Origin of the sequence: Lysobacter sp. CA196 (assembly GCF_052078695.1) — a bacterium.
In the GTDB taxonomy this organism is placed as follows: Bacteria; Pseudomonadota; Gammaproteobacteria; order Xanthomonadales; family Xanthomonadaceae; genus Lysobacter.
The window spans coordinates 173,170-185,675 of the sequence record NZ_JBQJIN010000004.1 but is presented as its reverse complement, the minus strand read 5'-3'; the positions used below and the strand labels follow the sequence as shown (position 1 = coordinate 185,675).

General features: G+C 67.9%; 10 protein-coding genes. 7 read left to right on the top strand and 3 right to left on the bottom strand.

All coding sequences use genetic code 11. The features are described from left to right. Window positions 1-294 precede the first annotated feature (294 nt). From ACTOWK_RS05955 to ACTOWK_RS05930, 6 genes are all read left to right on the top strand, one after another. Complete coding sequence (locus tag ACTOWK_RS05955; protein ID WP_441329263.1) at window positions 295-2,208, top strand: N-acetylmuramoyl-L-alanine amidase; 1,914 nt, start codon at window positions 295-297, stop codon at window positions 2,206-2,208. 163 nt (window positions 2,209-2,371) lie between these two features. Further along, window positions 2,372-4,537 carry a SpoIID/LytB domain-containing protein gene (locus ACTOWK_RS05950; RefSeq protein WP_441329262.1) on the top strand — a complete coding sequence of 722 codons (2,166 nt, stop codon included), beginning with the start codon at window positions 2,372-2,374 and terminating at the stop codon, window positions 4,535-4,537. 62 nt (window positions 4,538-4,599) lie between these two features. Continuing rightward, on the top strand, window positions 4,600-5,388 hold the full coding sequence (locus tag ACTOWK_RS05945; protein WP_441329261.1) for a peptidoglycan DD-metalloendopeptidase family protein: 789 nt from the start codon (window positions 4,600-4,602) through the stop codon (window positions 5,386-5,388). A 170-nt stretch (window positions 5,389-5,558) separates the two neighbouring features. Beyond that, the gene (locus tag ACTOWK_RS05940; protein WP_441329260.1) at window positions 5,559-6,464 is read left to right on the top strand and encodes a HEAT repeat domain-containing protein; all 906 of its coding nucleotides are present in this window, start codon (window positions 5,559-5,561) and stop codon (window positions 6,462-6,464) included. A gap of 533 nt (window positions 6,465-6,997) precedes the next feature. Further along, a complete protein-coding gene (locus ACTOWK_RS05935; RefSeq protein ID WP_031371060.1) occupies window positions 6,998-7,207 on the top strand; it encodes a cold-shock protein in 210 nt (69 codons plus the stop codon). A 219-nt stretch (window positions 7,208-7,426) separates the two neighbouring features. Continuing rightward, entirely contained in the window at window positions 7,427-7,975 is a 549-nt protein-coding gene (locus ACTOWK_RS05930; RefSeq protein ID WP_441329259.1) for a DUF6630 family protein, read from the top strand. Between the two features lie 121 nt (window positions 7,976-8,096). Here ACTOWK_RS05930 and ACTOWK_RS05925 read toward each other — a convergent pair whose 3' ends face one another. The 3 genes from ACTOWK_RS05925 to ACTOWK_RS05915 all read right to left on the bottom strand — a co-directional run bounded on the left by ACTOWK_RS05925 (window position 8,097) and on the right by ACTOWK_RS05915 (window position 12,225). Then, the gene (locus ACTOWK_RS05925) at window positions 8,097-9,113 is read right to left on the bottom strand and encodes a glycosyltransferase (RefSeq protein ID WP_441329258.1); all 1,017 of its coding nucleotides are present in this window, start codon (window positions 9,111-9,113) and stop codon (window positions 8,097-8,099) included. Next, window positions 9,110-10,435, bottom strand: coding sequence for a condensation domain-containing protein (locus tag ACTOWK_RS05920; protein WP_441329257.1), 1,326 nt, complete (start codon window positions 10,433-10,435; stop codon window positions 9,110-9,112). Before ACTOWK_RS05920 ends, ACTOWK_RS05925 begins: the two co-directional genes overlap by 4 nt. A gap of 179 nt (window positions 10,436-10,614) precedes the next feature. Then, complete coding sequence (locus ACTOWK_RS05915) at window positions 10,615-12,225, bottom strand: N-acetylmuramoyl-L-alanine amidase (RefSeq protein ID WP_441329256.1); 1,611 nt, start codon at window positions 12,223-12,225, stop codon at window positions 10,615-10,617. Between the two features lie 29 nt (window positions 12,226-12,254). On the opposite strand from ACTOWK_RS05915, the gene ACTOWK_RS05910 reads away from it, so the two are divergent. Beyond that, complete coding sequence (locus ACTOWK_RS05910) at window positions 12,255-12,494, top strand: hypothetical protein (protein WP_441329255.1); 240 nt, start codon at window positions 12,255-12,257, stop codon at window positions 12,492-12,494. Window positions 12,495-12,506 lie beyond the last annotated feature (12 nt).

The following is a 12,506-nucleotide window of genomic DNA, read 5'->3' as shown; positions in this document are numbered from 1 at the left end:
CGAAGCGGTTTGGGCCAAGCGCGGAGCCGCCCGGCCCCCACTGGGGTCAGCCCGAGGATGAAGGCCGACCGCCGGCGGAGGAAGATGACGCGGTGCAGCGCAGCTCGCTACCTGCACCGGGACAGGCCGGATCGACGGCGGTGAGACGACGCGCCAACCGGCGCAGTTCAGGGGTGATGGGGGTCGCGGATCGCGACATTGCTACCTAAAACCGCCTCGAACAGCACTTGCCAGTCAGGCAAATGCAGTACAAGGGCCCCGCGGGGAATTTTTAATTCTCATGGGGAAACAAAAATGAACAAATATTCCGAACGTCGGTCCGCCGCCTGCCTGCCGTCGTCGCTGTCGCTCGCCGTGGTCGGCCTGTTGGCCCTCGCCGCGCCCTGGCTGGCCATCGCCGGCCCGGCGCCCGAAGACCGCGCGCTGGCCCAGCGCCTGCAGATCGAAGAGTCGCTGGCCCGGGTCGACCGCGCCGTCTACGCCGACTACTTCCGTCAGGCCTATGCGCGCTATCCGGCGATTCCGGCCGGCACGCTCGAATCGATCGCCTACGTCATGAGCCGTTGGCAGCACTTGCAGCCGAGCACGGCCCAATACGGCGAGCAGCACCAGCACATGCCGCGCTCCTACGGCGTCATGGGCCTGTACCGCGGCGAAGGCTTCGCCGACCAGATCGGCGAGGGCGCGAGATTGCTCGGCGTGCCGGCGGCCCGCGTGCAGCGCGATCCCCTGAGCAACATCCTCGCCGCCGCCGCCTTGCTCGATCGCGAGTTGCGCGCCGATGGCGTCGGCGCGAAGGCTTCGCCCGAAGCCACCCGCCCGGCGCTGGAGCGTTATGCCGGCTTCGCCCGTGGCGGCGGCAACGCGCTCGCGCGCAGCGCCATCCAGGACCACGCGCGTTCGAGCTTCGCCTTCGACGTGCTGCTGGCCCAGGACAAGGGCGTCAACGACCGCGGCATCGTCGTGCCCGAGCGCCCGGTCGCCTGGGAACGCGCTTTCGATGCGCGCAAGCTGGTGCAATTGCGCGCACCGTTCGTGCGCCTGGACCTGGCTAACGATCGAGTCGAGACCCAAGGCCTGAAAAGCGGCGACTACGCCATCGACCCCGTCAGCGAAACCCTGATCGCGCCGGGCCTCGACAGCGCCGACACCAAGAGCACCGACTACGGTCCGGCGTTGTGGGTGGCCTCGCCGTACCACTCCACCCGCACCTCGTACGACTCGGTCACCATCCACACGATGCAGGGCTATTACGCCGGCAGCATCTCCTGGTTCCAGAACAACCCCAAGAGCGTCAGCGCGCACTATCTGGTCCGCAGCTCGGACGGTCAGATCACCCAGATGGTGCGCGAGGACCGCGCCTCGCATCACGTCGGCATACACAACAAGACCACCCTCGGCATCGAGCACGAAGGTTTCATCAACAACGCCAGCTGGTACACCAGCGCCATGTACAACGCCTCGGCGGCGCTGACCCGGCATTTCTGCGCCCGCTACAGCGCGATCAGCTGCGCCAGCGCATTCCGCGGCCCGGCCGGCAGCGGCGTCAACGTGTTGCCGACCAGCGTCAAGGTCAAGGGCCACCAGCATTACAGCGGCCAGGACCACACCGACCCCGGCATCAACTGGGATTGGGCGCGCTACTACAACCTGCTCAACCCGAGCAGCGGCACCGGCACGGTGATCGACAGCTTCGAGAGCACGGTCGGCCACTTCGACACCGGCCCGGCCTATTCCGGCAGCAGCACCGGTATCGCCGCGGCCTCGCTTGGCGAGCGCAACTGCACCACCCGCAAGAACGGCGAATGCTCCTTGCGCGTGTTGCTGAAGGACGACGCCGCCAGCGCCAGCGATTGGGCGGTGCGTTTGTTGTCGGCCAGCGGCACGCCGGCCAGCAACGCGGCGTTGACCCGCGCCAACGGCAAGGTCGGGTTCTGGGTCTATACCGGCGCGACCGGCATGAGCGCTGCGCTCGGCGTCGACGACAGCGACGGCACCGAGCGTTCGGTCAGTCGTGCGATCCCGGCCGCCACCTGGACCTATCTGGAATGGCGCCTGGACGACGCCGCGCAGTGGGACGCCTGGGTCGGCAATGCCGACGGCGCGATCACCGGCAGCACGGTGAAGCTCGACGCGATCTGGCTGTACCGCGACCAGACCAGCTACGACGTCAACCTGTATCTCGACGACGTCCAGGTCAAGAACTGATCCAAGCGTTCGACCATCGATCCCTCCGCGCGCAGGCCGGCCCCCCGCACCCGGCCTGCGCGTCCCGGATCGCCGCGTCCGCACGCGCACCGCTTCGTATTCGTACCGCCGACCGGCGTAAAGCGCGCCTGCGGACGGTTTCGTCACCTTCAGGGGATCGTCCATGACCGAGCACCCGCAAGCGCCCGAAGCGTCGCGCGCGCCGCGTCCACTGAGATCGCCGCGCCGGGTTCCGACCTGGCTCGCGATCGTCGCCTTGCTGCTGGCCGGCGCGGTATTCGCGCAATGGCTGCGCACGCCGGGCGCGAGTCAGCGCCTCAGTAGCGCCGGCTCGACCGCGCCGGCAGCGCGCAGCGCTAGCAACAGCCGCGCGCTCGACATCCGCGTGCGCGACAGCGTCAGCGGCCGCGCGCTGGATTCGCATCTGGTCGTGATCGCACGCGGCGCCGAGGCGCGCGTGCACGACCTCGGCATCACCACCCGCGGCGGCCGCGTCGCCGCCTTGAGCGAGGGCCGATACGACCTGATCGTCACCGCGCCCGGTTACGACAGCCTCAGCACCCGGGTCGAGATCGACGCCGCACCGGGGCTGCCGTTGACGGTGTGGCTGTCGCCGTCGATGCCGTCCGAAGCGCTGGACTTGTTGGCGCTCAAGGCCGCGGCCTGCGCCCAGTGCGCGGTGTTCAGCGGCCACGTCTACGACCGCAGCGGCCGTGCGGTCGCCGGCGCGCTGGTGCGCAGCAGCCAGGGCGCGCGCACGACCGCCGACGGCGAAGGCTATTTCGAGTTCTCCGCGCAACTGCCGCGCGCTCTGGCGCGCGACAGCGAGGCCTTGCCGGCGACGGTCGAGATCACGGTCAGCGCCAAGGGCTATCGCAGCCAGCGCCTGACCGGCCTGCCGCTGCTCAACGACAGCCGCCATCTGATCGTCGACCTCGAAGCCGGTGCCGGCACGACCGAAGTGATCGATCGCAGCCACGTGCAACTGCGTGCGCGCCAGCGCGAAGACCAGCAGCGGCCGCGTTCGGCCGCCGATACGCTGCAGGCCGAGTCCGATGGCGCCGCCGATCAGGACGCTGCGTTCGACCCGGCCCGCCCGGCTTCGGTCGCGACCGCGCAGCGCCTGGCCGCGCAGGCGGCCAGCGTGCCGGTGCCGTCGAGCATCCGCGTCGGCACCAATTGCTCGGGGCGTTCCTGTACCGGCGTGTCGGTCTACGGCTTCGAGGACTACGTCGGCCGCGGCCTCGACGAAGAATGGATCCCGTCCTGGGACGCCGACTCGCTCGCCGCCGGCGCCGTCGCCTACCGCAGCTACGCGGCCTACTACGTCGCCCACCCGGTCAACAGCCGCTACGACATCTGCAACAGCACCTCGTGCCAGGCCTTCAACGCCGACAGCGTGTCGGCGACGGTCGCGGCCGCGGCGGCCACGCGCGGCGTGCTGCTGACCCGCGACGGCAGGACCGCGGCCTTCAGCGAGTACTCCTCGGAGAACAACGCCTGGGACGACCCCAGCGACGGTCTGTCCTGCGTCAACAACGACCTGAGCTGCGGCAACGGCCGCAACGGTTCGCCACGTAACAACTGGCCTTGTTTGTCCGACGAGGTCGGGCGCAATCGCGGCTGCTTCGGCCACGGCCGCGGCATGAGCCAGTGGGGCACCCAGCGCTGGGCCGCCAACCAGGGCCGCGACTGGCGCTGGATCGCCAACCACTACTTCAACAACAACAACAGCCCCGGCGGCATGCGCAACGCCTTCCTCGCCAACGAGGGCGGCGGCGGTCCCGGCGGCGGCGCGGTCGTGCTCGACGGCTTCGAGATCGGCGTCGGCCATTTCGCCAGCGCACCGACCGCCTCGGGCAGCACCGCCGGCGTATCGACCGCATCGCTCGCGCAGCAGGACTGCGCCACCCGCAAGAACGGCAGCTGCTCGCTGCGCGTCCTGCTCAAGGACGACCCCGCCGTCGCCACCGCCTGGGCGGTGCGTCTGCTGTCGGGCGGCGGCACGCCGGCCAACAACGTCGAACTCGTGCGCGACGGCGGCAAGGTCGGCTTCTGGGTCTATACCGGCGCCAGCGGGCTCAGTGCGAGCCTCAGCATCGACGACAGCGACGGCACCGAGCGTGCGGTCAGCCGCGCGATTCCGAGCGGGCAATGGACCTGGCTGGAATGGTCGCTCGGCGATGCCGCGCACTGGAACGCCTGGGCCGGCGCCAGCAACGGCACGATCGACGCCGCCAGCGTGCGCCTGGATGCGGTCTGGTTCCTGCGCGAGCAGACCAGTTACGACGTCAATCTTTATCTGGACGACGTCCAGATCCTGCACTGAACCCCTTCAACCGCGTCGCGCCGTCGGCAACGGCGCGGCCTCATCGATGGAGTACCCCCGCCATGAACGCAGTAAGCGCAAAACGTATCCGACTTCGCGGTCTGTCCGCGTTGTTCGCCTTCGCCGCCTTGTTCGCCACGGCCGCCGAAGCCGCGCCGAACTTCCAGATGCCGTTTCCGTGCGGCCAGACCTGGGCCGGCCAGACCCGCTCCAACCACAAGCCGCAGAACTCGGTCGACCTCAACCGCGCCAACGACGAAGGCGACACCGTGGTCGCCTCGGTCGGCGGCACGGTCAGCGTAGTACGCAACCTCGGCGACACCAGCTACGGCAAGTACGTGGTGATCGACCACGGCGGCGGCTGGAGCACCCTGTACGCGCATCTGAATTCGTATTCGGTCTCGGTCGGCCAGAACGTCGCAGCGGGCAAGGCGATCGGCACGGTCGGCAACACCGGCGGCTCGTTCGGCGCCCATCTGCACTTCGAAGAACGCTTGAACGGCAGCGCCCAACGGATCCGCTTCAACGGCTCGCTGATCAAGTACTTCGACGAAAGCGGCAACAGCACCAACTACACCAGCCACAACAGCTGCAGCGGCGGCAGCGGTTCGGGCACGGTCAACACCAACGGCACGCCGCTCAACGTGCGTTCCGGCCCCGGTACCTCGTACTCGATCGTCGGCAGCCTGGCCGACGGCACCGCGGTGACGATCCAGTGCCAGACCACCGGCACCTCGGTGACCGGCACTTACGGCACCAGCAACATCTGGAACCGGATCGGCAGCGGCCGCTTCATTCCCGATGCCTACACCTACACCGGTTCGGACGGGCGCGTCGCACCGCCTTGTTGATGCGTCGAGGTCGGCCGCAGTCCGGCTGCCCTCACCCCAACCCCTCTCCCGCACGCGGGAGAGGGGCTTTCGTGCAACTGCGTCGCCTGGCGAAGCAGACCAAGCGCACGAGCGGCGTGGAGTAGCCGCCGCGTTATCCTGCGACGAGGTTCTGCCGGTTTGAAATGCGTATGAAATCCAGCCAGGTGCTGTTGGTCGCCATCGTCTCCGCCGCCCTGGGCGCCGCGCTCGGCGCCTATGCGGTGCGTCGCGAGGCCGCGCCCGCGCCGGCCCCGATAGCGCAGTCCGCCACGCCGGCATCGCAGCCGCCGGCCAGGGTCGATGCGGCGACCAGTCCGGAATACCTGGTGCTCGGCAACGAGCGGATCAGTTTCGAGTCGCTGCGGCAACGCGCCAGCCGCGATCCGGCCTTCCTGCAGAGTCTGCTGCAGCGTTACCGCAACGAACGCGACCTGGTCGCGCGCGGCGAGCTGTTGTCCCTGCTCAATGCGGTGTCCGGCGACGACGTGCTGCGTTTCGCCTTGTCGCTGGCCGCCAGCACCCGGCCCGAGGACGAGCACGATGGGCTGGAGTTGTTGCGCGCGTACTCGATGGACCGGCCCGAGGTCCGCCAGACCCTGTTGGCCAAGCTCGAGCGCGGCGGCGACGCGCAGCGTATGGGCGAGTTGGTGGCGATGCTGACCCCGGCGACGATGCCGAGCGAGGACGCGGCGCCGGTAGTGGCTGAGTTGTCGGCGCTGGCGCGTCATCCTGATCCGAACCTGCGCGCGCAGGCGGTGCTGCAACTCGCGCAATGGGACGACGGCGAACAGGTCGAGGACCTGCTGCACCGCGCGATCCTCGACAACTCGGCGGAAGTGCGGGCGAAGGCGATCGCCGGCGTGCAGAGTTCCGGCATCCGCAGCGACCGCCTCAAGGAGGCCTTGCTCGCCATCGCCGCCGACCCGGCTGCGAGCGCCGCCGACCGTGGCGCGGCGACCTTTGCGCTGCAGGAGTTCCGCCTCAACCGCGCCGAGTACGGCATCTGGCGTCGTGCCCAGAGCGAGTCCGACGAAGAGGGTGGCGAGGGCCGTTGAGCCTCCCGTAGGAGGGGCGAACGCCGGACCCGGACCGGGGCCCGGTCGGGGCGATCGGCGCGAATCGGGGTTCCAGGGGCTGCCCGAGGCCTGGATCGGCATCGGATCGGTGTCCGCATGAGACGGCCGAATATGAACGCTGTTCAGGTTCGATGCAGCGAGCCGATTCGGTTTATCCGGCGCCAAGTCGTCCAATTGCGAGAAATAAAATCGTAGAATTCAATAAAATCAATAGGATAGATGTGTGGCGAAAGCCTGCGGAGGCCCTCCGGAGCCCTCCGGCCGAAGACGGCATGTTCCAAACTGCGGACTGGATCGCCTAATCGAATGAACGCGGGTGCGTTTCTCCAATTGATTTTCCCCTCGGACGCCACTACGGTGTACGAGCTGAGTTCGTCAAGGGTCACCGTAGGTCGTGACCCGATGCCGTAGATCGCTGATCCACTCCATCGTTCCACCTCGCTTCCTCCTTGCAACCAGCCCCAACGCCGTGAAAGCGGCATTCCAACACAACGTTTCAAGGAGTAAGCAACATGTCGGATCGTGAGATCGGTACTGTCAAGTGGTTCAACGACGCCAAGGGTTTTGGTTTCATCAGCCGTGAGAGCGGCGATGACGTGTTCGTGCATTTCCGCGCGATCCAGGGCCAGGGCTTCAAGAGCCTGCAGGAAGGCCAGAAGGTCTCCTTCGTCGTGACGCAGGGCCAGAAGGGCCTGCAAGCCGACCAGGTGCAGGCGGTCTGAACCCTCGGGTTCAACGCTGACCTCGCTACCCGCGCCGCAAGGCAGGGTGGCATCGAGAAGCCCGGCGCAAGCCGGGCTTCTTCGTTTTCGGGCCCGGCCGTGCCGGGCTCTTTCATTCTCAGGCCCGGCGGTGCCGTGCCTGGCGCACCCGTCCGTCGCCCCGGCTTTCCAATCCGGCCGTCAGGTCGCACCATTCCCTTTCCTTACGGACGCCACCCCATGAGCGCACCCGACAACGAATCCGACTATGAGGGCGAGGAGATCGATTTCGCCGGCGGCGACAGCGACGAGGAACTCGACGAAGAGGCCTTGGTCTGGCAACTGCTGTTGCTGATCAATCCCGGCGACGAGGACACCGCGCTGCAGCAGTTCGCGCGTTACCGCGAAACCTGCGAGGACGACGCCGATGCCGAACCGGCCGAGACCATCCAGGAAGTGATCGACTGGACCTCCGGCTATCGCGTCGACTGGAAGGACACCGGCTCTTTCATCGATTCGATCGCGCAACTGGCCTCGCGCTGGAACCTCAGCGTGGACTGGGGCGTGGAAGACCCGACCGACGAAGAGTTCCTCGACGCCACCGACGTGCCCGAGCTGATGGCCAAGGCCTTCGTGCGCCTGCGCGAGTACGGCTACACCTTGTGGAACCGCGACACCGGCAGCGACATGTACGCCGGCTGGATCACCCTGCGCCGCGACGACGAAAACATGGAAGCGGTCGCCGCCGCGCTCGGCATCGACATCCGCCTGGGCAGCGACGCTTACTGATCCGCGGGTCGCGGCAAACCGTTCCCACCCCGCTCTGCTTCGGGGTAGGAGCGGCGCGAGCCGCGACTACGATCCGGCAAGACCCGGCGCGCCTCGGCCGCTCACCTGCTGCATCCTTCCCTCAATGCCGGCAGAACGCCGCCACCCGCGGATGGCGTTGCTCGAACGCCCCGAGCCTGCCGAACACGCCGTCGAAATAGCCGACCGCGATGGCGACGATCTTGCGCAGCTTGTGCTCCTCGCACACCAACACGCACAGCACCTGGTGCAGGGTCAGCAATTCGATCAGCCAGTGCACCGACCAGCGCGAGGCGTTGGAGCGCAGCGCGTGTACGGCGTTGCGCGAGGCGTAGTAGCGGCGCCAGGCCACGTGATTGCTGGTCGAAAATATCCCGCGTTTGACGAAGCGCCCGACCTGCTGGCGCATCTCGACCGCGGCGTTGACGTAGACCGGGATGCCCTGGCGGGTCGCACGCAGGCCGTACTCGATGTCGACGTACTCGATGAAGTAATCCTCGCGGAACGCGCCGAGCTCGCGATAGGCCGCGGCCGAGATCGCCGAACCCGAGGAAATCACGAACAGGGTCGGGATCAGGCCGTCGACCCGGTCGTCGATCCGTTCCGGCCGCGGCATCCGCCCGGCCGGCGAGAACACCGGCAGATAGCGGCCGAGGTTGGCCTCGAACACCTTCGGCCCGAGCACGAAGGCCTGGCTGCCGACCTGGGCGCAGGCCTGCATCATGCCGGCGAAGAACTCCGGGCCGAGCTGCGAATCCTGGTCGAGCAGGAACACCACCTGGCATCCGCGCGCCAGCAAGGCTTCGACGCCGCGGTTGTAGGCGCCGGAAATGCCGCCGGCGTTGCGGTTGAACACCACCTCGATGCCGGCGCCGCGCAGGCGCTCGTGCAGATCGAGATCGGCCTCGGGCGAGTTGTCGACCGCGACGACATGGCGACAGGCCGCATGTGCATCGTCGAGGTGGATCAAGTGCGAGGCGTCCGGATGCCAAAGTACGAACACCACGCCGAAGGCGCGGGGATCGATCGCGCGCGGGGTCTTGGCGGCGTCGACGGCGGTCTCGCTGGAAGGCGCTAGACCGTACGGCGTGTCCGCGCCGAGATCGCGATCCACCTTCATGCGGCTTCCCGCACCGACAGGATGTCGGTCTCGGCCGGGTTGGCGGTGCGGCCGCGCTCCCACAGCGAGGCGATGACGTGGTCGCGGATCGCTTCGGCCTGTTCGCGCGGCAGCGAGTGCAGGTCGGACATGAAGCTGAAATCCAGCTCGCCGGCGAAGCCCGACATCAGCACCGAGGTGGTGGTGCGCCACGGCAGGTGCAGGGTCGGGCTGTACACGGTTTCCAAATGGAAGCCGTTGTAGTCGCGCGGCATGTCGATGCGGCCGACGTTGGACAGGGTGACGTCGTAGGCGTCGAGGTCGGAGCGGCGCTCGGCGATGAACTGGTCGAACACCGAATGCAGCAGCTCCAGGCCGATGAAGAACTCGTAGACGTTGCGGGTCAGGCGCTCGATGCGCTGGTTGAGGCGGGCCTTGAACGCGCGTGCCTGGTTCCAGTAGCCGAGCTCGTCGATCTGCTCCGGCGGGGTGCGATTGTCGAGCGCGACGATGGCGCCGGGCGCAGACGCGAACAGGCTGTCGGCGCTGAGCCGCGGCAGGAACTTGCGGATGTCGACCGGCACGAACACCTTGCCGTTGGCGCGGTCGCTGCGGATCGTGCGGAACGCGAGCGAGAATGCGACCGCGATCGCGGCGAACACGGTCACGCCCTCGGCGCGGGCACGTTCGGCCAGGGCCTGGCTGGCCTCGCGCGGCAGCTTCCAGCGCAATACGTAAAACTCGCCCTGCGGTATCGGCGTGCGCTTGCGCCGCACGGCGAAGAACAAGCGGAACGCCATCGCCTTCCAGCGCGCGTTGCGATGGGCGCGGCGGTCGTTCAATACCTCCTCGGGCAACAGGTCCTCCATGCCGTTGACGCTGCTATGGCGGCCGATGTCGAGGTCGGGGCAGTCGCACAGGGCCAGGGTCTCGCGCAGCAGGGTCACCATCGACAAGCCGTCGCAGATGCAGTGATGGCAGGTCAGCAGCAATTCGCCGCCGTCTTCGTCGTAGACCCAGACCGCGCGCATCAGCGGGGCGCGGTCGCTGGCGAAGGCGGTCTCGCGTTCGATATGCGATTCGCGCAGCCAGTCCTGGTCGTTCTCGCGCACGACCAGGCGCAGCGGAATCGGTGCCGGGTCGTCCTCGAGCACGATCTGCGGCGAGTCGCCGTCGAGCACCGCGCAACGCAGCATCGGGTGTTTGAGCTGGATGCGGTCGAGCGCGTGGCGCAACTGCGCGGGATCGAGCCGGCCGCGGATGCGCGCGGCCTGGACCAGGGTGAACGGCGTTGCGCGGTCGACGTACATGATCCGCTCGCACAGCATCATCTTTCGTTTCATCGGGTTCTCGCGATCGGGTGAATCACCAGTCGTGCCGTCGAAAGCCGCAACTGGACGGGAAAGGTCCGGCGCGACCGTTCGCGTCGCGGCGCGCGGTTCGAGCCGTTGCGGTTCCCTCGCCCGAGCGGGACGAGGGAACCGGGGCGATACGCTCGCCGGGCGGAATCGACAGTCCGGGCTCAACAGTCCGGAATCACCGCGCCGTTGTTGTCGCGCGCCTCGTCGTTGCCCCAGCGGCTCAGGTAATACGCCGACACCCACGCCCCGGCCGGGCCGACGTCGAGATCGGTCTTGAGCCAGTAGTGGTTGTAACTGGCGCCGACGCGCACTTCCTGGCCCCAGGCCTTGCAATAGACGTAGTTCGTGCCCTGGTAGAGGGTGCCGACCGGGGTCAGGGTCGACGGCCACTGGTAGCCGGTGGCGTTGGCGAAGGTGTCGACCCAGTACTTGCCGGGCGGGTTCGGCGTGCCGCCGCCATTGATCAGGCTGTAGTAGCTCGACCACGGGAAGTACTTGCCGGGGTCGTAGCGGTTTTCGTTCTGGGTCAGCATGCCGTGGCCCTTGATGCGCACGCTGTCGGGGACCAGATGCCAGCTGTCGTAGCCAGGACCGTTCCAGGCCGTGCGGCAGTCGATGCCGCGGCGCGCGCACAGGCTCTTGGTCAGCCGCGCCGACGCGTTGAGCATCGCCGCCGACCAGTTGCCGGCATCGGCGGCGCGGCCGTCGTGTTCGATGCCGACGGTGTAGTAGTTGTGATACTTGGCGTGCCAGGCCTGGCGGTTTTCCGCGACCATCTGGGTGATCTGGCCGTCGGACTTGCGGATCAGATAATGCGCCGACACCTGCGCGCTGGGGTTCTGGAACCAGGCGATCGAGCCGGCATACGAACCTTCCATAGTGTGCAGGATAACTGCGCTCATCGCATTCGAGGCCGTGCTGTAGTTGCTCGGGCTGGCCGGGTTCCAGATCGCTTCGCCGAAATCGACCGCCTTGGCGCCGACATCGGCCGTCGGCCGCATCGACGGATCGGCGAGCTGATCGGTCAGCGAGCGGTCGACGCGTACGCGGTCGGCGCCGGCATCGATCGACAGGGCCGGCGCGCGCAGTTTCCGCAGTCGTTCGGCGTCGAAGGCGCGCTCAAGCCGCAGCGCTTGCGCCTGGATCTCGACGCCTTGCTCGTTGACGCCGCGTTCCAGCGTCTGCAGTACCCCGTAAGCGAAGCTCTGGCGGGCATAGCCGGCGATGCCGCTGTTGGACGCACCGTAGCCGGCGTAACGCGCCAGCACCGGCGCGAGCGCCTCGGGTTCGGCGAGGGCGCGGCTGCGCCGCTCGCCCTGGCTGGCGGCGAGCGCGCGGTCGAGCAGGGCGGCGCCGGCGAGGATATTGCTTTGCGGGTCGTCGATGACCTGTTGCGCGCTGCGTCCGATCAGGCGCGCGCCTTCGCCGACCTGGTCGGCGAAACCGCCGCCGTGATACAGGCCCATGACGCCGTAGGAACGCGGCATGTGCACGTCGCGCGGGTTCTGCGCCTCCGGTGCGACGTGGTTCCAGCCGGTCTCGGCATAGGCGATCGCTTCCAGCGAGCCGGTCGGCAGGTTCGGATACCGTGCATAGGCGCGGCGGAAATACTCGGGATAGGACGCGCGCCGGGCTTGCGCCAGCACTTGTGCCTGGGTCTTGTCGAATTCGAAACGCAGGCGGTCGAGGTCGGGACGCTCGGCCGCGCCGGCGAGCGCGGAGGTCAGCAGCAGCGAACAGCCGAGGGCTGCGGCGAGTGAGTGCACATGCATCGAACGATCTCCTTCGGAGTGTCTAGTCCGTGGAAAGCCGCGTATGGATCCCGTTCGTTCATTGTCGTGAGCAACCGCAGGGTTTACGTGACCCGGTGCCGGAAACCGGCGCTTTGCGGTGCGTCGATCTGTGCCGACGCTTCCAGTCCGGCGCTGTAATGCGCGGCGCGCGCGAATATTTCACCGCGATGAATGCGTTGCGCAGGCCACGGCGTTGCGCCGGAGCGTGCGCCGCGCGCTGGGCGGAGATCGTGTCGTCGAAGGTGTGAGGCGACGGCCGC